Raw genomic sequence first — 20,626 nt, 5'->3', positions numbered from 1 at the left:
GAACCCATGTTAAGCAAGCATCACATCGTCAACTGGCTGCTCGACTGCGAACATATCTTCACCGAGCAGCGCGACTACCTCACCGCGCTGGATACCGACATCGGCGATGGCGACCACGGCCTCAACATGCAGCGCGGTTTTACCAAGGTAGCCGAGAAGCTGCCTGCGGTGGCAGACAAGGATATCGGTCAGGTGCTGAAAACCACCGGCATGACATTGCTCTCCTCGGTTGGCGGCGCCAGTGGCCCGCTCTACGGCACCTTCTTTATCCGGGCCGCGGCCAGTACCGACGCCTGCCAGAGCCTCAGTCTCAGCCAGCTGTGCAAAATGCTGAGCGATGGGGTCGAGGGGATCGTCTCCCGCGGCCGAGCCGAGCCGGGTGACAAGACCATGTGCGACGCCTGGTGGCCCGCACTGGCCGCCCTGCAACAGGCGCAGCAGCAAGATCTGCCCCTCAACGAAGCGCTGGACAAGGCAGTGGCAGCCGCCGCAGCCGGTACCGAGGCCACCATCCAGATGCAGGCCCGCAAGGGGCGCGCCAGCTATCTTGGCGAGCGCAGTATCGGCCATCAGGATGCCGGGGCCACCTCGACCCTGCTGCTGCTGACTGCCCTGCGTGACAGAGCGAGGTTGTGACATGATCGGAATCGTAGTTGTCTCTCACAGCGCCATGCTGGCGGCCGGGTTGAAAGCGCTGGCCGACCAGCTCGGCAGCTCTGCCCGATTGCTGCTGGCGGCCGGGGTCGATGACCCCGACCACCCCATCGGCACCGATGCCATCGCGGTGATGAGTGCGATTGAAGAAGCGGATGACGGCAGCGGTGTGCTGGTGCTGATGGACTTGGGCAGCGCCCTCTTGAGTGCCGAGACCGCCCTCGAACTGCTGCCCCCGGAGCTGAGCGCGAGGGTGCGGCTCTGCCCCGCCCCGCTGGTCGAGGGTACCCTGGCTGCCGTGGTAGCGGCCGGTTCCGGCCTGACGCTGGATGAGGTGGCCGCCGAGGCACTCGGCGCGCTGGGCCCAAAACAGGCGATGCTGCCTGCCAGCGCGGCGCAGGCCGCCACCGCGACAGCCCCCGTTGCCGACGACGGCTGGCTGCGCTGCGAGGTGGTGGTGGATAACCCCCACGGCCTGCATGTGCGCCCCGCCGCCCGACTGGTGGCGGCCCTCAAGCCCTTTGCCGCCGAACTCAAGCTGCAAAAGGGGGATAAAGAGGCCAACCCCCGCAGCCTGACCCGGCTCGCCATGCTCAACGTGCGTCAGGGCGACCAGCTCATCCTGCTGGCACGCGGCGAGGATGCCAATGCCGCCCTGGCCTGCTTCCAGCAGCTGGCCGACGAGCGTTTCGGCGACTGACGCCGCACGCCACTGTTTCAAGGGCTGCACTCGCTCGCTGAGCCTGTGCAGCTTCATTCAAGACGAAGGACTCCCCGGCACAGCCGCCCCTTCGCCCCGATTCTTAATTCATAAAGAGAGAGGGATAAAATATGGACCGCATTATCATCAGCCCCAGCAAATACGTGCAAGGCAACGGCGCCCTCGCCAATATCGGCAACTACGTCAAAGCACTCGGCAGCAAGCCGCTGATCCTGGCCGACGCCTTCGTCACCAAGCTGGTGGGCGATACCGTGGCCACCAGCTTCCACGGCGCCGGTATCAAGCCGGAGTTCGACTGCTTCAACGGCGAATGCTCCCGCCCCGAGATCGACCGCCTGCTGGCTCGCTGCAACCAGACCCCGTTTGACGTCATCATCGGCATCGGCGGCGGCAAAACGCTGGATACCGCCAAGTCGGTCGCCTTCTACCAGAAAGTGCCGGTGGTCATAGTGCCGACCATCGCCTCCACCGATGCCCCCACCAGCGCGCTGGCGGTCATCTACACCCCGGAAGGACAGTTCAGCGAATACCTGATGATCCCGACCAACCCCAACATGGTCATCATGGATACCGGCGTAGTCTCCCGCGCCCCGGTGCGGCTGCTGGTCTCCGGCATGGGGGATGCGCTCTCCACCTATTTCGAGGCGCGCGCCAACAAGGTTTCCGGTTGCCAGACCATGGCCGGTGGCGCCTCCACGCTGGCGGCGCAGGCCATCGCCGAGCTCTGCTACAAGACCCTGCTGGCCGATGGCTACAAGGCCAAGCTGGCGGTGGAGCAGGGGCTCTGCACCAAGGCGGTGGAGAACATCATCGAGGCCAACACCTATCTGAGCGGTATCGGCTTCGAGAGCAGCGGGCTGGCCGCCGCCCACGCCATCCACAACGGTCTGACCCAGCTGGCCGAGTGTCACCACCTCTACCACGGTGAGAAAGTGGCGTTCGGTACCCTGGTGCAGCTGGTGCTGGAGAACGCCCCGATGGCGGAGATCGAAACCGCGCTGGGTTTCTGCCGCTCGGTTGGCCTGCCGACCAACCTGCATATGATGGGGGTCAAGGAGCTGGATATGGCGCGCCTGATGGCGGTGGCCAAAGCCTCCACCGCCGAGGGCGAGACCATCCACAATATGCCATTCAAGGTCACTGCCGAGGATGTGCTGGCGGCCATCGTCACCGCCCACCAGCTGGGGCTGTAACCACGCCGCGACTGACCTAGCCATATAAGACGGCCCCACAACTGCGGGGCCGTTTCGTTTTCTGCGGGCCGATTCGCAACGACCTCAATAACCATCAGCCGTGATAGTCGGCGGGATCGATCTCGAGCAGTTTGAGCCGCCGCCAGAGGGTGGTGCGGCTGATGCCAAGATGCTGGGCCATCTGGCTCACCTGCCCCTTGCAGGCGTGAGCGCAGCGCAAGATGGCTTGCCGCTCCAGCTCCGCCAAGGTGAGCAGCGGTTGCCCCACCACCTCGTCCGCCACCTGCTGATAGCCGTGACGAATGGCGGCGGGCAGCGCCTCCGGCGGGATCGGCCCCTGACCGGCATGAAGCAGCGCATGCTCGACGGCGCTGCGCAGCTCCCCCAGATTGCCGGGCCAGGGATAGGCGAGCAGGCAGTCGAGGGCCGCCGGACTGAACTGGCGCACCGGCTCGCGCCCCTGCGCCGCCAGCTGCTGGCTGATAAGGCCCGGCAGATCCGCCGCGCGCTCTCGCAGTCCCGGCAGCCATAGCTCGCACGCCTGCAAGGCATAGAGCAGCTGGCGGCCAAACAGCCCCTCCTGCACCAGTTGTTCCAGCGGGGCGCTGCTGGTGGCGATGATCCGCACCTTGAGCGGCAGGATACGGGCCGAATCGAAGCGCTGGATGCGACCGGTTTTGAGCAGTTGCAGCAGCGCCGCCTGCATGGGGGCAGAGAGGCACTCCACCTGCTCCAGCACCAGGGTGCCACCGTGGGCCAGCTCGAACTTGCCCGCCCGCTCCTGCCCCGCCTCGTCGGAGCCCATCAACTCCAGCGCCATCCGCTCGCTCGGCAGCGCCTTGCAGTTGAGGGTAATGAGCGGCCCGGAGGCCCGTTCACTGCCAAAGTGGATCGCCTCCGCCAGCTGGGCCTTGCCCACTTCCTCCTCGCCACGCAGCAGGATCGGCCCCTGACTCTGGGCCGCCTGCCGGGCATAGCGCAGCAGCTTGCGCATGGCACTCGACTCCCCCACCAGTGCCGACAACTCGGGCACCGTCTGGCGCAACTGGTGAATGGCCCGCAGCCGGTCAACCGGGTGCAGCAGGGCGATAAAACTGACACCCTCCGGCCCCGGCAGCGGCTTGAGGCTCACCAGCGCATTGATAAACTCCCCCTCCTGCCCACCGAGCCGCTCCAGCGTCACCTCCACATGGCTGAGCGGCGTCTGCCCTTTGATGGCCAGCTGCAACCGCTGGGGCAACAGCAGATGCTGCTCCAGCGGCTGGCCGAGACAGAGTGCCGGATCGAGCCGCAGCCGGTGGGCCGCCAGCGCGTTGAGGTAGCGCAGCCTGCCTTGCGGATCCCAGGCCAGCACACCGTCATCCATGCCATCGAGCAGGGCGTAAAGCTCGCTCAGGTGATGCTGGGACTCCTGCATCAGGGTCTCCATCTGCAGCAGATGGGCCAGCTCGCGCCCGGCGCTGACGGTGAGCGCCAGATCGCCGGCGCTCGCCTCCTCCACCTTGCAGATCAGGGCAATGATGGCGACCTGACGGCCATTGCTGTTGTAGACCGGGCTGGCGCAGCTGTGCCACGGATGGAGGGTCTGGTTGAAGTGCTGGGGGCCGCTGACGCAGAGCGGCACGCCCTCCAGCGCCGCCAGATTGATGGCATTGGTGCCGATGCGCCCCTCGCTGAAGAAGGCACCGGGGCCAAACCCCAGCACCGCCAGCTCGCGCAGGGTGTCGGGGTGGCCGGTCTGGGCCAGCAGGCAGCCGCTCTCGTCGGTGAGCAGCAGGGCGCAGGGGCGCCCCTCCATAAATTCGTAGAGATCTTCGAGGGCCATCTCGCCGGTGGTGAGCAGGTCGCGCTTGCGCTGGCGCAGGCTCTGCAAGGTCTGCCCCTTGGCGCTGTGGGGCGGGTGCCAGAGGGTGGCACTGGTCTGGTGGGCGCAGCGCAGCCAGGATGCCTGCAGATAGTCAGGCCAAGCGAGCAGCGGCTGAAGGTCAGATGGCATGGTCACAGCAATATCCGGCAAGATGTGAGCCGACCATTTAACCACGCCAGCGCCCCCGATTCAGTGACCTGCCTCAGAGGGTGGCAACCCCGCTCTGCTCTTGGTCGGGTTCGCCCCGAGTTTGGCGACAAGACCACCGATAGCTACTGCCACGAGCTGCTGACCCGCCTCTACCCCGGCCGCGACATCGTGCAGATCAATATCGATCCGGTCGCCGCCGGTGGCGGCGGCATTCACTGCATCACCCTCCACCAGCCCACCTGACTCTCTCCTACCCACTGATAACCCGGGGCGTTGCCACGCCCTGGGTGGGTTATTTATCCACGCCAATTACTAACCCCCAGCCCCGTATCTTGGCTAACTACGCAATATATTGCGTTATCCCGATCACACTCCAAGCTTATTCACGCAAAAGAGGTTGGGCGATGCTATCCATTGTAGAATCTGTAATCTACTTTTAATCAACGATAAAAATGTCAAAGGAGGACGTTGCGTGAATACGTTCAGTATCAGCGATAGGTAATAATGTGATTCAAAGTCACCTTTTCATGGCGGTTATCTGGATGATTCTGAGTTACATGGATGGTTATATTGACGGATTAGTATTACCTTCTCTCTAACCACTGTTAGACCCGATATATTTTACTGAGGATAAAATTATGCTTGTAATTACGAACCGGAACATTGACAGGAATTTCCTGAAGACAGGCATTGGAAATGAACATTCATTTGGTGAAGAATTAAATGCTAACGGCCCGAATGAAGTTCGTCTCGCTAATGCCACAAAATTGAATGGTATTTGGTCTTTGACTTTGGTGATGGAGCCTAAAATCCTCACAAGTGAAAACTTGCCGAGTCGCATCCAGTTCCAAGAAGTGCTGCATAGATGCAAAGAGAACAATCGCAATTGCCTTTTTTATGTTCATGGCTTTAACAAGCCCTTTGATGAGACACTTGAACAAGCATGGAAGCTCCAGGAAAGATATAACCTAGAGGTAATATTATTGTCATGGCCATCAAACACAGGTGGCTTCCCAATAAAAGAATATAAGAACGTAAAACGTATCGCCAGAACTTCTACCGGTGCAATGGATTCATCCTTTGAGAAATTGGCGCAGTACGTTCAAATGCCATTCAATCGAGATGCCCTCCTGTCATGTAATGTTACACTCAATTTGATGACGTACAGCATGGGAAATTTTTTGTTTCAAAGTTATGTTGAGGGTTCGCTGTATGATAATGAAACACGAATGTTCTCTAACGTAATTATTTGCCAAGCAGATTGCGACAATGAGGGGCACGAGATTTGGGTAGATAAAATCCAAGCTGGGAAACGGGTTTACATTACGATTAACGAGAATGACAAGATACTTGGTTGGTCTGATGCCAACTTTCAGAAAGATAGACTTGGAAGAACCGCTAAAAACCTGACATCGAAAAATGCAGTATATTTCGACTTTACTGAGAGTCCTGGTATGGGTAACACACACCAGATTTGGGGGCAAGATACAAACGATGTTGTTAAAGATTTTTTTGCACGTGCTTTTAGCGGGTTGAAGGCAGAAGAAACACCAGGCCTTATTTTTGATCAACGTATTAACGCATTTAGAGTAGAGTGATATATACATGCGAAAGGGATGTCAAAAATCATTGTTACTTTTGACATCCCTAACATCCATGTTAAGCAATTATATATTACATCGCGTGGGGGATTAATTGTGCCGGATTTAACACTAAAGGAAGCATTTGATATATATCAAAAGCAAAGTGATAGCATTCATAAGATTTGGGCATATTTTCAGATGATCTCCGTTGCAGTTCTTGGCTATACCATTGGCAGCAATAAGGACCAATGGGGCGCTGAAACATATTGTCTTATCGCTGGAAGCTATCTATTATTTGCAATCGCAAATCAAGCGGCTATCATTTTTTCTCAAAAAGAACTTTATAAATTCGGATATGCAGTAAAAGTCGTGGCGGAAAACAGTGGGGTAGTTGGAAAACAACTTGTCATCGAAACAATAATGCCATGGAAAGTAGCTTTATTTCATACACTTGCTACAACAGTAATCCTAGCCGCAATATTCGTAACATGGCACGATAAGAGCTCAAAAGCGGCATCCAATCCCATAACCAAAGCTGAAATTAGGATGCCCACCTGTCTAAGCAAGATGTAGCCTAATCAGCACAGATAATTGGGTATCCTCTTTTGCCGCGACATAACCCTGAATCAACCTTCCTAATGCTATCACCATAAACAAAAGAGCCGCCCTTATGGGCGGCTCTTGGCATCAGCGATGGATGGCTGAATCGTCTTGTTGTCACTCGGCCTTGGGCGGTTCAACCGCGGCAGCCGCCGGTTGGTCATCTTCCTTGATCCAGGCATCCAGCAGGGTGTAGCCCACCGCCAACACTACCGGGCCGATAAACAGACCGATGATCCCCATGGTCAGCAAGCCACCGATTACCCCCACCAGAATGAGGATGAGCGGCAGGTCGGCACCACGCTTGATCAGGAAGGGGCGCAGGAAGTTGTCCATGGTGCCCGCAATCAGTGACCACACCAGCAGGAAGGTGCCCCAGGTGGTGTCACCGCTCCAGTAGAGGTAGCCGATACAGGCCAGCAGCACCGGGAAGGGGCCGATCTGGGCGACGATCAACAGGAACATCACCACCACCAGCACCATGGCGTAAGGGATACCGGCAATCAGCAGGCCGACACCGGCCACCGAGGATTGCACCAGTGCGGTCACCACCACCCCCATGGCTACGGCACGGATCGCCTGTGAAGCCAGCACAGTGGCGTTGTCACCACGCTGACCCGCCAGCCGGTGGGCGAAGCGGCGAATGCCGGTCGCCACCACTTCCCCCGAGTGATAGAGCACCCCGCAGATACCGACCGTCAGCAGGAAGTGCACGAACAGCAAGCCAAGATTACCGGCCTGAGAGGCCAGCCAGCGGGCGGTCTGACCGAAATAGGGGGCCAGCTTGGCAAACAACACCTGACCACCACTCGCCAGAATTTGCTGCCAGAAGTCATAGAGCTTGTCGCCCACCAGCGGGATCTGTTGCAGCCAGAGCAGCTCCGGCGGCGGTGACTGGCTGATATGGGTACCCAGCTCGATCAGCATGGGTGCCTTCTCCGCCACATTGGCCAGCGTCATAAAGAGCGGGATGACAAACATCAGCAGCAGCACCAGCGTCATAAAGAGGGCCGCCAGGGTGCGCTTGCCCCACAACAGGCGCTGCACCATCAACATCAGCGGCCAAGTGGCGATGGTGATCATGGTGGCCCACACCAGCGCAGGCAGGAAGGGCTGCAACACCAGGAAACAGGAGATAATCAGGATGCTGAGAAACAGCACCCCCAGGGTTATCTTGGCCAAATCCACTTTTTTCACATTCATAGAGTTCCCTTGTCAGAGCCGTTGCCCTTGGGTCGTGTGTCGCATTTCAAGAAAGAGAGTATCCACCAGAGGCCAGCGCTCAACCAGAGCCCCAGCCCGAAAAAGAGCACAAACTGACCAAGCAGGATAGCCAGCGAACTGCTGGTCAGCAGCGGCAGCGCCCAGAGCCCCGTCCCGATCAGAGCGCCCCCCGCCAGCGTGACCGCGCCGGTCACAATGGGGGGATATCCGCCACGGCTCAGGGTAAGCAAACCGCCAACCCAGAGCCCGAGAGCCGCCATGCCGATCCCGGTCAGATGGGCCGATTGGGTCAGCCCCCCGAGCGCCAGCGCAGATGCAATCAGCAGCAGCCAAGCCGCCGACTGCCTGTCGGCACGCCAGCAGGGACGCGCGGCCAGCAGCAAGGCGCCAATCAGCAGGCCAACCGCCACATCGGAGATAAAGTGCACCCCGAGCCAGACCCGCGCCAGACCTGTGGTCAGCGCCAGCAGCAAGGCCAGCGAATAGGGCAGCCCGCGCCGGGCAGGCCAGAGCCAGCCAAGCAGCGTGCCCCAGAACAGCAGGGCCGAGGCGGTGTGGCCGCTCGGCATGCCAAAGCCTTGCGCGCTCTGGGTTGCCAGTTCAGGTTGCAGATGGAAGGGACGCGGCCAGCCAATCCCCTCCTTGCTCGCCTGCACCAGCAAGCCAAGCCAGAGCATGGCGAACAGCAGCTGGCGCAGCCGCGGCCACCCCAGCAGCGGGAGCAGCAAAGGTATCAGGGCAAGCTGAAAGCCGCCTGAACCAAACAGATTGCTGACCGACAGCCACCAGACATCGGGCCCCAGCCACTGCTGCAGGCGCTGCATCAGCGGGATCTCGACCTGATGCAGCGCATTTCCCTGTGCCACAAAATCGGCCTGCCAGTGCACCTCGCTCTCGGGCACCTGATCAAGCCGGGATTGCAGCCAGTCGAGCTGCTCCGGGAAGCGGCGCTGCTCGCGGGGCAGCTGGTCGATGGCGATCAGCCGGGCGTTAAGGATCTCTCCCCCCAGATTGGGGGCCTTCAGCAGCGAGACAAAATCGGAATCTTGCTGGGCGACAATCGGTTCCAGCGTGCGACAGGCGAAGATAAGCGCCCGCTGCCAGCGACCCAGCTCCTGCACCACCTCCCCCCGCAAGCCGGTCTCTTCATAGAGTTCGCGCAGTGCCGCCTGCTGCGGGCTCTCGCCGCCATCTATATAGCCACCGCTCAGGCTGTAGCGGGAGGAGATGCGATCCTGCACCAGCAGCAGTTGATCCTGATGGCGGATGGCGCAGGCCGCTGCCGTTGGGCCAGCCGGTTCGGCACTCAGGGCTGGCAGAGCGGCAAACAGCGCCAGCAAGAGTAAAAAGAGGGTTCTCGACATCAATTTGCTTTCCCTATGCACAATGGCGACAAGCCTCCCAGAAATCAGATAGTTGGGCAACGGTAGCGGCCGGATCACCGCCGTTCCCGCCGCGCTGGCGGTGCACGGAAGATTGCGATGAAGCGGGGCACTCCCTACTATTGGCGGCTATCTTCAATTTCATGCAGCAAACGCTGGAGCCCTCCATGAGACAGTTCGGCTTTTTCCTCGGCATCGCCATCGGTGTCATTTTGATCCTGTTCGGCAGCATCGTCATCTTCCAGGCGCTCCCTGCCGCACTTGATGTACTGGAGATGCCAAGCCGCATCCCGTTCGTGCGCGAGGTCTACACCTGGCTGATGACCAGCGCCAACGGCCTCACCGCCCAGCTGGAGCAGAACTTCCTGGAAGCGTTCCAGACCGTGCTCAAGCTGATCCTGCTCATCACCTTCATGTGGGTCTGTGTCAAGCTGGTCAACATGGGGGTGCTGATTATCCGCGCCGGGGTTGATCTGATCCGCACCGCCATCGCCCACAGCGAAGGCCCCCACGACCAGAAGAAGCCGGATCAGCACGATCACTTCTGACTCTGACATGGTTGATGGATGTGAACGCTGCCGCCCCCAACCGGGGCGGCAGTGTTATATGCGTGGTATTGAGGCCCTTACCAGCCCCCATGGATACCCGATAAAGCAGCGGCTTTCCCTTGTGAATCAGCAAACTGCCCATATGTTGCATCACCTTGACATGGTTTGCGCCCCGCGCGGCGGCTGCCCGGTTTCTATCCCGACCCCGTGCTCTGGTATAATCGACCACCTCTTTTCCCCGTTATGGAGCCTGTTCATGCCCAATCATGCAGAAAGTGCCCTCGAGGTTCGTCTCGACAAGTGGTTGTGGGCGGCCCGTTTCTACAAGACCCGCTCCATTGCGCGGGATCAGATCGACGGGGGCAAGGTGCACTACAATGGTCAGCGCAGCAAACCGGGCAAACAGGTAGAAGTGGGGGCACTGATCCGCTTCTGGCAGGGGCAGGACGAACGCGAAGTGCGGGTGCTGGCCTTGAGCGAGCTGCGCAAATCGGCACCGCTCGCCCAGCAGCTCTATGAAGAGACCGCCGAGAGCCTGAAAAAACGGGCCGAGAACAGCGAGGCGCGCCGCTTCAACAGCCAGTTTGCCCCCAGCCCCGAGCGCCGCCCCGACAAGCAGGAGCGACGCCAGTTGCTCAAGGTCAAACAGTACTGACCGACCCCGATTTGATACCGGGCTGGCATCAACCCCAGCCCGCCCGATTTACCTCACCGAAAAGCCAGGAATACATGATGAGCAACCAAGATCTGCTGTATCGCTATCTGTTTGAAGAGTACGAAGTGCGTGGCGAGCTGGTCCAGCTGGATCACACCTACCGCCACGTAGTGGAAGCCCAGAACTACCCGGTGCAGGTGCAAAAACTGCTGGGCGAGCTACTGGTCGCCACCAGCCTGCTGACCGCCACCCTCAAGTTTGAAGGCTCCATCACGGTGCAACTGCAGGGCGATGGCCCGGTGCGTCTGGCCGTGATCAATGGTGACAACAACCAGCAGCTGCGCGGCGTGGCCCGCTATGAAGGCGAGCTGCCGAGCGATGGCAAGCTGCAGAGCCTGATTGGCAACGGCCAGCTGATCATCACCATCACCCCGGAGCAGGGCGAGCGCTATCAGGGCATCATCGCGCTGGACGCCGATACTCTGGCGGGCTGCCTGGAGCACTACTTCGCCCGCTCCGAACAGCTGGCCACCAAGCTGTGGATCCGCACCGGCTACCACGAAGGTGCGCCGCGCGCTGCCGGCATCATGCTGCAGGAGCTGCCCGCCCAGAGCGAGGATCACAGCAACGATTTCGATCACCTGACCCAGCTCACCAGCACCATCAAGGATGAAGAGCTGTTCGGCCTGCAGGCAGAAGAGATCCTCTACCGTCTCTACCATCAGGACAAGGTGCGGGTGTTCGATCCGCAGGCGGTCGAGTTCCGCTGCACCTGCTCCCGCGAGCGCTGCGAAGGAGCCCTGCTGCAGATAGAAAAGGAAGAGGTCATGGAGATGGTGCAGGAGCTCGGCAAGATCGACATGCACTGTGATTATTGCGGCGCCCAGTATCAATTTAATGGGATCGATGTCGAAACCCTGTTCAGCAGGGCTCCCGGCAATGATGCAAACCAGTTACACTAATTAAAGGCGGGCAAAACCCGCCTTTAACTTTAATAACAAAAAAATACCCTATTTTATAAAGTTTGATGGCGATCGCTAAACTCTACCACCTAAGTGATAGGATGACCGTCAGATAGAACCCTACCAACCTCTGAACCCAGGAGAATACAATGACAATCGTGGCAGAACCCACCCTGGCCCAACAATTAGGACTGGACCAGTACGGCATCAAAAACAGCCAAGAAATCGTTCGCAACCCCTCTTACGAGCAGCTTTTCGCCGAAGAGACACGCCCTGACCTGGAAGGGTTCGAGCGCGGTGTGGTGACCGAACTGGGCGCCGTCAACGTAAACACCGGTATCTTCACCGGTCGCTCCCCGAAAGATAAATATATCGTCAAAGATGCCACTACCCAGGATACTGTGTGGTGGTCTGACCAGGGTAAAAACGATAACAAAGCCATTACCCCGGAAGTGTGGTCACATCTGAAAGGGCTGGTCACCAAACAACTCTCCGGCAAGCGCCTGTTTGTGGTCGACGGTTTCTGCGGTGCCAACCCGGATACCCGCCTGGCCGTGCGCATCATCACCGAGGTGGCCTGGCAGGCACACTTCGTGAAAAACATGTTCATCCGCCCGAGCGATGAAGAGCTGAAAACCTTCAAGCCTGACTTCGTGGTGATGAACGGTGCCAAGTGCACCAACCCGAACTGGAAGGAGCAGGGTCTCAACTCCGAGAACTTTGTTGCCTTCAACATGACCGAGAAGATGCAGCTCATCGGTGGCACCTGGTACGGTGGCGAGATGAAGAAGGGCATGTTCTCCATGATGAACTACTTCCTGCCCCTGCGCGGCATTGCCTCCATGCACTGCTCCGCCAACGTGGGTCAGGACGGCGACGTTGCCATCTTCTTCGGTCTCTCCGGCACCGGCAAGACCACCCTCTCCACCGATCCCAAGCGTCAGCTGATCGGCGATGACGAGCACGGCTGGGATGACCACGGCGTGTTCAACTTCGAAGGGGGCTGCTACGCCAAGACCATCAAGCTTTCCGAAGAGGCTGAGCCGGACATCTACCACGCCATCCGTCGCGATGCGCTGCTGGAGAACGTGACCGTTGCTGCCGATGGCACCATCGACTTCGATGATGGCTCCAAGACCGAGAACACCCGCGTCTCCTACCCCATCTATCACATCGACAACATCGTCAAGCCGGTCTCCAAGGCAGGTCACGCCACCAAGGTGATCTTCCTGACTGCCGACGCCTTCGGCGTGCTGCCCCCGGTCTCCAAGCTGACCAAGGAGCAGACCAAGTACCACTTCCTGTCTGGCTTCACCGCCAAACTGGCCGGTACCGAGCGCGGCATCACAGAGCCGACTCCGACCTTCTCCTCCTGCTTCGGCGCAGCCTTCCTCTCCCTGCACCCGACCAAGTACGGTCAGGAGCTGGTGAAACGGATGGAAGCGGCAGGTGCAGAGGCCTATCTGGTCAACACCGGCTGGAACGGCACCGGCAAGCGCATCTCCATCAAGGATACCCGCGCCATCATCGACGCCATCCTGGATGGCTCCATCGAGAAGGCCGAGACCAAGGTGCTGCCGATCTTCAATCTGGAGATCCCGACCGCGCTGCACGATGTGAACCCGGCGATCCTCGACCCGCGCGACACCTACGCCGACAAGGCCGAGTGGGATGCCAAGGCCGTCGATCTGGCAGGGCGTTTCATCAAGAACTTCGAGCGCTTCACCGATAACGATGAAGGCAAACGTCTGGTTGCGGCAGGCCCGCAGCTGTAACAGGCTAGCTTCGTATCAGTGACATCATGCCGGTCAGCCACGCTGACCGGCATTTTTGTTTTTGTGGAGCCCCGAACGCCGCCATCGTCCCCGTTAAGGGGGCCAAAACCTTGCCTTTGCCCATTGTGACAGGTTAGATTCAGCCAAACTTTATACAATATACAATTCTGTAACGCCCAATCGTGACCCGACCATGACCCCACCCTACAAGACCCGAACCCAGATGGTGATGGAAAACCTCCGTGGCCGGATCCTCCGTGGGGAGTTCCCCGCTGGCGCCCCCTTGCGTCAGGATGCCATTGCCAAAGAGCTGGCCGTGAGCCGCATTCCGGTGCGCGAAGCCCTGATGCAGCTGGAAGCGCAGGGGCTGGTGAAGTTCGAAGCCCATCGCGGCGCCGTGGTCACCATGCTGGACGCCTCGGCCATTGAAGAGCTCTTTTATTTGCGAGCGCTGCTGGAAGCCGATACCCTGTTTCACGCCGTCGACAAGATGACGGAAGCCACCTTCGCGCAAGCGGAGGCGATCCTCGCCCAGTTTGATCACGCCCTGGAGTCAGGCACCCAGATCGAACATTGGGCCGAGTTGAACCACAGCTTTCACGCCACCCTCTATCAGGCAGCCGGTCGCCCCCAGGCACTTGAACTGATCGCCCAGATCAATCTGAGCTGTGACCGCTATGTCCGCTTCGAGCTGCTCTTTGCCAGCGACGGGGTGGACAAGGCGGAGCGTGAACACGCCCAATTGCTGGAACTGTGCCGCGCCCGGCGCAAGCACGAGGCGGTGGTGCTGCTCAGGCAGCATATCGAAGCGGCAGGTCAGTCGATCAAGCGGATCCTGGCCAGCGGCCATAAAAACTGAACACTCATATAGCAACCATCTGGCACTAACGACATGAATAATTTCGAGATAATTGAAACCCGCGTCGCCCAAGTCAGGGCCGAGCTGGCCATGCAGGAGTTGGACGCATTTATCGTCCCCCACGATGATGAGCACCTCGGCGAGTACATCCCCGCCTATGCCGAGCGGCTTGACTGGATCACCGGTTTCAACGGCTCTGCCGGCGTTGCCATCATCATGGCCCAGCGGGCAGCCCTCTTTGTCGATGGTCGCTATACGGTGCAGGCGCGGATGCAAACCCCCGCCGAACTGTTCGAATTCCTCCACCTCATTGAAAATCCTCATGTGCAGTGGCTGGCCGAGCAACTGCCGTCAGGCTCCCGGGTTGGCTTCGATGCCCGCCTGCACAGCCTGACCTGGTACAAGAATGCCAAAGCCGTGCTGGCCGATCGCGGTATAGAGCTGATCCGCGTCGAGCAGAACCCCATCGACCTGAACTGGAGCGATCGCCCGGAGCCGACCAAGAGCCCGGTCATCCTCTACAGCGAGGAGTTGGCGGGCCAGTCCAGCCAGTCCAAACGTGAACAGCTGGCGGCCGACCTGCGCAAGCGCGGGCTGGATGCCGTGCTGCTGACCCAGGCCGAGCCCATCAACTGGCTGCTCAACCTGCGCGGCCGCGACATCGACCGGCTGCCGGTGGTGCTGGGCTTTGCCGTGCTCTACGCCAACACCAGCATGGATTTCTTCGTCGATACCGACAAAATTGACTGCTTCGCCTTTACCCAGCACGTGGGGCAGGATGTCTCCGTCTACCCCATCGACAAGCTGGGCGACGTGTTGCAGCGCATCGGTGAAGATCAGCAGAAGGTGCTGGCCGATCCGGACAGCGCCAACGCCTGGACCCAGCTCGTCATGGAAGAGGCGGGCGCCATTCTGGTGGCTGGCCAAGACCCCACCATGCTGCCGAAAGCGTGCAAGAACGAAATCGAGCTGACCGGCATGCGTGCCGCTCACCTGCGTGATGGCGTGGCCATGACCCGCTTCCTTGCCTGGCTGGATCGGCTGGTCGCCTCCGGCGAGTTCGAGGGAGTGGATGAAGGCACCCTGGCCGATCAGGTCGAGGCGTTCCGCCGCGAGCAGGAGCACTACGTCGAGCCAAGCTTCGATACCATCTCCGCGCTCGGCCCCAACGCCGCCATGTGCCACTACCACCACACCAATGGCACCCCCCGTGCGTTTGGTCAGGACAGCCTTTATCTGCTGGACTCCGGCGCCCAGTATATGGATGGCACCACCGACATCACCCGCACCATCAAGGTGGGTGAGGTGAGCGACGAGCAGAAAGCGATGTTTACCCGGGTACTGCAGGGCCATATCGCGCTGGATCAGGCCCGCTTCCCCCGTGGCACCGCCGGTATCCAGCTCGACGTGCTGGCCCGCATGCCGCTGTGGCAAGCCGGTTACAACTATGACCACGGCACCGGCCACGGCGTCGGCCACTTCCTGAGTGTCCACGAAGGGCCCCAGCGCATCGCGCCGAAAGGGAGCATGGTTGCCCTGCAACCGGGCATGGTGCTCTCCAACGAGCCGGGCTACTACCGTGAAGATGGCTTCGGCATCCGCTGCGAGAACCTGGTAGTCGTGACAGAGCTGGAACAAGTTGGCGAGCTGCCGATGCTGGGCTTCGAGCGTCTGACCTACGTGCCGTTCGATACCCGCCTGATCGACCGCAGCCTGCTGAGCCCGGCCGAATTCCGCTGGATCAACGAATACCATGTCGAGGTGTTCCGCCGCCTGAGCCCGCTGCTCGAGGGCGAGGATCTGGCCTGGCTGGAGCAGGCAACCAGCCTCATCTGATGACACAGGGCCTGCGGGCCCTGTTTTTTATCCCCCCTTTTGACCTGTATCAACACCCAAAGCGAGCAGGTCAGGAGAATGGCGGCCATGAAAAGTCATCATGCCAGCCCAGCCCGGGGCTCACACGCCGCAGCCAGCAAAAAGGCGAGTGACCATCCCAGACTCATGCGCGAGCAGCAGACGGTCAGCGCCATGATCCGCCTCTACTGCCAGCACCATCATCAGGATCCCCATTGCCGCCACTGTCGCCAGTTGCGGGATTTCGCCCATCAGCGCCTTCGTCGCTGCCGTTATGGCCACGGCCACAAACCCACCTGTGCCAACTGCAATATCCACTGCTACGCACCGGCGATGCGCAAACAGATCCAGCAGGTGATGAAGTGGAGCGGCCCGCGCATGTTGCTGCGCCACCCCTGGCTCACCCTCCGCCACCTGCTCGACGGCTTGCGCAAAGCACCCAAACTGCCCCAGAGCCGCCCCCTGCCGCCATAACCGCCAATCCCTTGCATCCGGCAGGGGATGACCACTACCCTATGACTCCTTTTCTGCCGTTGACCCCAAGGTCAGCGGCGTTGCCGATCCTTTGCTGCCAATGGAGTCCTGATGCACCACAACCCGCCCCTGCTACGCACCGCCACCCACCATGACATGCACGCCATCTGGCAGATCGATGCCAAGGTGTTTGGCGAAGATATCTATCCCGCCTTCTTCTTCCGTCAGGCGATGGATTTGTGGCCCAAGTTGTTGCTGGTGGCCGAATACGAGGGGCAGCTGGTGGGTTATGTGCTGGGGGGATTCGGTCAGGAGCGGTCGCAAGGCTGGGTGCTCTCTCTGGCGGTGCTGCCCGAGGCGCGCGGTTTTGGTCTGGCCGAGCGAATGATGCGCCAGATGGAGGCCAACCAGCAGGCGCTGCAGATCAGCGAACTGCGGCTCACGGTCGATCCGGCCAATCCGGCCCAGCGCCTCTACTACCGGCTCGGTTACACATTGCAGGCGGAAGTAGCCGACTATTTCGGCCCCGGAGAAGACCGTCTGCTGCTGGTTAAAACCCTCTCCGGTACAGCTGCGATTCAAGGACAAAACCGGTTACAGAACGCATAATTGGTTACATTTTGCCGATTTCATGTGTGACGGGGTTGGAGTAAAGTTCACTCATCAACCGGATTGTTCAAATTACGTGCAGCCCAGGAGGCCCACCATGTTGAAGCGTATGACCCTTATTGCCCTGCTGGCAGCAACCACCATCACCGGATGCGCCAACAGTGACGTTTACTCTGGCGATGTTTACACCAAAGACCGCGCCAAACAGGTGCAGACCGTCAGCTACGGCACCATCATCTCCACTCGCCCGGTGAAGATCCAGGCCGATGAGAACTCCCTGATTGGCACCATTGGCGGCGCCGTAGTCGGTGGCCTGCTGGGCAGCACAGTCGGTGGCGGCACCGGACGCGACATCGCAGCCGCAGGCGGCGCCATCGCCGGTGCAGCGGCAGGTAACGCCATCGGCAACAAGATGAATCAGGTCGACGGCGTCGAGCTGGAGATCAAGAAAGAGAATGGCGAAGCCATCGTGGTCGTGCAGAAAGCCAGCCCCACCTTCACCCCGGGCGCCCGTGTACGCATGACCCAGGGCAATGGCAGCATCAACGTGGCCGTCGTGAACTAAAAGCGCCACCGCACTTGCACCATAAAAAACCGCCGATCCCGGCGGTTTTTTGTTGTCTGACGTTAGGGATTACATGCTGTAAGCCTTCTCACCGTGGGAGGTGACATCCAGCCCTTCCCGCTCGGCATCGCCGTTCACCCGCAGCCCCACCAGCATGTCGACCGCCTTGAAGGCAATCGCCGCCACGGCACCGGACCAGAGCAGGGTGACACCGACCCCGATAGCCTGGATCTTCACCTGAGTCAGGATGGAGTAGCCCTCGGCAACCTGATTGGTGACATAGTCCCACACCCCGGTGCCGCCCAGATCCGGGCTGGCAAAGACGCCGGTCAGCAGGGCGCCGAGAATACCGCACACCCCGTGTACGCCAAACACGTCCAGACTGTCATCGGCCCCCAGCAGGCGCTTGAGACCGTGGACACCCCACAGACCCGCCACGCCACTGATAAGGCCCATCACCAGACCACCGCCCACACCGACGAAACCGGCTGCCGGGGTGATCACCACCAGACCGGAGACGGCGCCAGAAGCGGCACCCAGCAGGGAGGGACGCCCCTTCATCACCCACTCGGCCAGCGTCCATGACAGGGCTGCCGCAGCCGGAGCGACCCAGGTGTTGATAAAGGCCAGCGCCGCAACACCGTTGGCTTCCAGCGCGGAGCCGGCGTTGAAACCGAACCAGCCGAACCAGAGCAGGGAGGCACCGATCATGGTCATGGTCAGGCTGTGGGGGGTCATGGGATCACGACCGTAGCCCAGACGCTTGCCCACCAGATAGGCACCCACCAGACCCGCCACGGCGGCGTTGATGTGCACCACTGTGCCGCCTGCAAAGTCCAGCGCACCATGCTGGAACAGATAACCGGCAGTGGCGGTCGCCGTGGCCGCAGCCTCGGCGCTGGTATAGGCATCCGGACCCGCCCAGTACCACACCATATGAGCCAGCGGGATATAGGCGAAGGTGAACCAGATCACCGAGAAGAGCAGCACGGCAGCGAACTTGATGCGCTCGGCAAACGCCCCCACGATAAGGCCGCAGGTGATGGCGGCAAAGGCCCCTTGGAACACCACATAGATCAGCTCGCTGATCCCGACCCCCTTGCTGAAGGTGGCAGCGATGGAGTCAGGGGTCACCCCCTTGAGCAGCACCTTGCTGAAGGAGCCATAGAAATTGCCCCCCTCGGTAAAGGCCAGCGAATAGCCGTAGATCACCCAGAGCACACAGATGAGGCAGAACAGGGTAAAGACCTGCATCAGCACGCTCAGCATGTTTTTGGCCCGCACCAGACCACCGTAGAAGAGGGCCAGACCGGGGATCGACATCAGGATCACCAGCGCCGCCGAGAGCAGCATCCAGGTGTTGTCACCCTTGTTGATTGTCATGGCGGCAACCGGAGCCACCGCCGCCTGTACCTGAGCGACCTCTTCGGCCCAACTTGGGGTAACCAGCAAGGCAGGCAACATCGTCAGACCCGCCATCATCCATTTTTTGACCATAGAGCACTCTCCTTCCCTGTCGTACCGGTACAAGACCGGCTCCGTTTCCCTGATTGAATCTGTGGCGAACCGCAAGGTGTTGCTGCAACCCGCCAGAATCACACCCGTGCCCGGCACGGGGATGTCTCTTGCCACTTCCTCATCACTGCATCTGCCGCCGATGACCGCAAGAGACCGTCTGACATGTAAAAAGCATAAAGCGGGCCACAAATTTAAATCCTTTTAAATCATTGCATTAGTAAGATCACGCATCATCAACGCACCAATTTGGCGCATGAGCTGCGCTAACCTGCCCAGGGGCGCCCTGTCGCAGGGCAGGCGATACGTCACGCACCAGAAGTGCGCAAACCCTGAGCCAGCCCACAAGCTGACGTCATCGATATCGCGCTCTGCGGGCCCGCTCGTTTACACTGACAGACCAGCCGTTTCCTGTTATCCGACCACGGCATACCATTACACAGCCCCTTGTTTGCAAGGTGATGGCAGGCCCAATCCGAGGAACACCATGCAGTTCGATCGTCTCGACATCAGCCTCTCCCACTACCGTCATCTCGACCGGGAGCATCGCGCCCACATCGCGCTGCTGGGGATAGTGATGCTGGCCATCATGGCCCTGCATCTGTTGCTGCTGCCCCACTTTCCCTACGAGCGCTTTTACGCCGTCAGCTTTGGCTTCGAGGTGATCAACTGGCTCACCATGCTGTTCCTGTTCTGGGTGGTGCAGTGCGCCCACCTGCCCACCCACACCTACCGCATGCTCTCCTGCGGTCTGATGTTGTGGATCATGGGGGCCACCGCCGACATCATGGATGAGCTGGTGGCGCAGCCACTCTGGCTCGCCATCTATGCCGAGGATCTGCTGCGATCCAGCGGCATCCTGCTAAGCAGCATCGGTATCCTGAGCACCATGCACCACCTCTTCCACATCAATACCAAGCTCAGACAACAGGCGCTGTTCGACGATCTGACCCAGCTGCCAAACCGGCGCTACTTTCATCAGCAGCTGTTTCTGGAACAGGGGATTTGCCACGCTCTCATCCTGCTGGATCTCGATCACTTCAAGGTGATCAATGACAACTACGGCCACGATATCGGGGATCGGGTGTTGCAGCAGTTTGGCGAGCTGTTGCAACAGCACTGCCCGCCCGGTGCGCTGGCGGCCCGTGTCGGGGGTGAAGAGTTTGCCCTGCTGCTGCCCGTCGCCCACGAAGCCGAGCTGCAGCAATTGGCCAACACCCTGCTCACTGCGACCCGCACCATAGCCCCCGACCCGACCCATACCATGACAGTCAGCCTGGGAGTGGGGATCCGCGAGCCCAAGGAACCGGCCGTCTCGCTGTTCAAACGGGTGGATCAGGCGCTTTATGGCGCCAAGGAGGCGGGCAGAAATTGCGCGGTATGGGCGATGCCGACTAACAAGGAGGTATGAAGATCTGCCGGTTGATTACCGATCA

At 60.0% G+C, this 20,626-nt stretch carries 19 protein-coding genes and 1 pseudogene; 16 read left to right on the top strand and 4 right to left on the bottom strand.

The features are described 5' to 3' along the window. The first annotated feature begins 6 nt into the window (after nucleotides 1-6). The 3 genes from dhaL (at nucleotide 7) to AB5Y85_RS16335 (ending at nucleotide 2,568) form a co-directional block, all read left to right on the top strand. Nucleotides 7-636 (top strand): dihydroxyacetone kinase subunit DhaL, encoded by a 630-nt coding sequence (gene dhaL, locus AB5Y85_RS16345; RefSeq protein WP_096119009.1) that lies wholly within the window; start codon nucleotides 7-9, stop codon nucleotides 634-636. A gap of 1 nt (nucleotide 637) precedes the next feature. After that, nucleotides 638-1,354: a dihydroxyacetone kinase phosphoryl donor subunit DhaM gene (dhaM, locus tag AB5Y85_RS16340; protein ID WP_128834284.1), complete on the top strand. Its 717-nt coding sequence runs from the start codon at nucleotides 638-640 to the stop codon at nucleotides 1,352-1,354. Nucleotides 1,355-1,485: 131 nt separating this feature from the next. Next, nucleotides 1,486-2,568: a glycerol dehydrogenase gene (locus tag AB5Y85_RS16335; RefSeq protein WP_368221802.1), complete on the top strand. Its 1,083-nt coding sequence runs from the start codon at nucleotides 1,486-1,488 to the stop codon at nucleotides 2,566-2,568. Nucleotides 2,569-2,662: 94 nt separating this feature from the next. Here the strand turns inward: AB5Y85_RS16335 and dhaR are convergent, their stop codons facing one another. Continuing rightward, complete coding sequence (dhaR, locus tag AB5Y85_RS16330; RefSeq protein WP_121463566.1) at nucleotides 2,663-4,564, bottom strand: dihydroxyacetone kinase operon transcriptional regulator DhaR; 1,902 nt, start codon at nucleotides 4,562-4,564, stop codon at nucleotides 2,663-2,665. A 108-nt stretch (nucleotides 4,565-4,672) separates the two neighbouring features. Between dhaR and AB5Y85_RS16325 the strand changes: the two are divergent. The 3 genes and pseudogenes from AB5Y85_RS16325 to AB5Y85_RS16315 all read left to right on the top strand — a co-directional run. Next, nucleotides 4,673-4,828, top strand: a pseudogene (locus AB5Y85_RS16325) (agmatine deiminase family protein); the annotation flags it as partial. A gap of 395 nt (nucleotides 4,829-5,223) precedes the next feature. Beyond that, on the top strand, nucleotides 5,224-6,183 hold the full coding sequence (locus AB5Y85_RS16320) for an alpha/beta hydrolase (protein WP_335820769.1): 960 nt from the start codon (nucleotides 5,224-5,226) through the stop codon (nucleotides 6,181-6,183). Nucleotides 6,184-6,201: 18 nt separating this feature from the next. After that, a complete protein-coding gene (locus tag AB5Y85_RS16315; RefSeq protein ID WP_101530039.1) occupies nucleotides 6,202-6,741 on the top strand; it encodes a hypothetical protein in 540 nt (179 codons plus the stop codon). 144 nt (nucleotides 6,742-6,885) lie between these two features. Here AB5Y85_RS16315 and ydiK read toward each other — a convergent pair whose 3' ends face one another. Together ydiK and AB5Y85_RS16305 are read right to left on the bottom strand one after the other, a co-directional pair. Then, nucleotides 6,886-7,971 (bottom strand): AI-2E family transporter YdiK, encoded by a 1,086-nt coding sequence (gene ydiK / locus AB5Y85_RS16310; RefSeq protein WP_162516101.1) that lies wholly within the window; start codon nucleotides 7,969-7,971, stop codon nucleotides 6,886-6,888. Next, nucleotides 7,968-9,356: a phosphatase PAP2 family protein gene (locus AB5Y85_RS16305; protein ID WP_368221799.1), complete on the bottom strand. Its 1,389-nt coding sequence runs from the start codon at nucleotides 9,354-9,356 to the stop codon at nucleotides 7,968-7,970. The genes ydiK and AB5Y85_RS16305 overlap by 4 nt, the downstream gene beginning before the upstream one ends. 185 nt (nucleotides 9,357-9,541) lie before the next feature. Between AB5Y85_RS16305 and AB5Y85_RS16300 the strand changes: the two genes are divergently transcribed. From AB5Y85_RS16300 to AB5Y85_RS16260, 9 genes are all read left to right on the top strand, one after another. Next, nucleotides 9,542-9,922, top strand: coding sequence for a hypothetical protein (locus tag AB5Y85_RS16300; RefSeq protein ID WP_005340143.1), 381 nt, complete (start codon nucleotides 9,542-9,544; stop codon nucleotides 9,920-9,922). Nucleotides 9,923-10,178: 256 nt separating this feature from the next. Beyond that, nucleotides 10,179-10,577, top strand: a complete 399-nt coding sequence (gene hslR, locus AB5Y85_RS16295) for a ribosome-associated heat shock protein Hsp15 (protein WP_201948139.1) — start codon at nucleotides 10,179-10,181, stop codon at nucleotides 10,575-10,577. A gap of 77 nt (nucleotides 10,578-10,654) precedes the next feature. After that, entirely contained in the window at nucleotides 10,655-11,539 is an 885-nt protein-coding gene (hslO, locus tag AB5Y85_RS16290) for an Hsp33 family molecular chaperone HslO (protein WP_005340140.1), read from the top strand. A gap of 149 nt (nucleotides 11,540-11,688) precedes the next feature. Further along, on the top strand, nucleotides 11,689-13,314 hold the full coding sequence (pckA, locus tag AB5Y85_RS16285) for a phosphoenolpyruvate carboxykinase (ATP) (protein WP_005340139.1): 1,626 nt from the start codon (nucleotides 11,689-11,691) through the stop codon (nucleotides 13,312-13,314). Nucleotides 13,315-13,507: 193 nt separating this feature from the next. After that, nucleotides 13,508-14,173 carry a GntR family transcriptional regulator gene (locus AB5Y85_RS16280; protein ID WP_005340138.1) on the top strand — a complete coding sequence of 222 codons (666 nt, stop codon included), beginning with the start codon at nucleotides 13,508-13,510 and terminating at the stop codon, nucleotides 14,171-14,173. Between the two features lie 33 nt (nucleotides 14,174-14,206). Continuing rightward, a complete protein-coding gene (locus AB5Y85_RS16275) occupies nucleotides 14,207-16,009 on the top strand; it encodes an aminopeptidase P family protein (protein ID WP_005355029.1) in 1,803 nt (600 codons plus the stop codon). An 87-nt stretch (nucleotides 16,010-16,096) separates the two neighbouring features. Further along, nucleotides 16,097-16,501: a nitrous oxide-stimulated promoter family protein gene (locus tag AB5Y85_RS16270; RefSeq protein ID WP_005356534.1), complete on the top strand. Its 405-nt coding sequence runs from the start codon at nucleotides 16,097-16,099 to the stop codon at nucleotides 16,499-16,501. 111 nt (nucleotides 16,502-16,612) lie between these two features. Further along, on the top strand, nucleotides 16,613-17,110 hold the full coding sequence (locus AB5Y85_RS16265; RefSeq protein ID WP_257686568.1) for a GNAT family N-acetyltransferase: 498 nt from the start codon (nucleotides 16,613-16,615) through the stop codon (nucleotides 17,108-17,110). 97 nt (nucleotides 17,111-17,207) lie between these two features. Then, nucleotides 17,208-17,675, top strand: coding sequence for a glycine zipper 2TM domain-containing protein (locus AB5Y85_RS16260; protein ID WP_005340126.1), 468 nt, complete (start codon nucleotides 17,208-17,210; stop codon nucleotides 17,673-17,675). Nucleotides 17,676-17,744: 69 nt separating this feature from the next. Here the strand turns inward: AB5Y85_RS16260 and amt are convergent, their stop codons facing one another. After that, the gene (gene amt, locus AB5Y85_RS16255; RefSeq protein ID WP_100646980.1) at nucleotides 17,745-19,172 is read right to left on the bottom strand and encodes an ammonium transporter; all 1,428 of its coding nucleotides are present in this window, start codon (nucleotides 19,170-19,172) and stop codon (nucleotides 17,745-17,747) included. 505 nt (nucleotides 19,173-19,677) lie between these two features. Here amt and AB5Y85_RS16250 point away from each other — a divergent pair. After that, complete coding sequence (locus AB5Y85_RS16250) at nucleotides 19,678-20,601, top strand: GGDEF domain-containing protein (RefSeq protein ID WP_257686567.1); 924 nt, start codon at nucleotides 19,678-19,680, stop codon at nucleotides 20,599-20,601. Nucleotides 20,602-20,626: the final 25 nt, after the last annotated feature.

The sequence above is a fragment of the Aeromonas sp. R3-1 genome (assembly GCF_040908345.1).
Classification (GTDB): Bacteria; Pseudomonadota; Gammaproteobacteria; order Enterobacterales; family Aeromonadaceae; genus Aeromonas; species Aeromonas veronii.
Note: the sequence above shows the minus strand (reverse complement) of the source record. Positions and strands in the feature narration are given on the sequence as shown.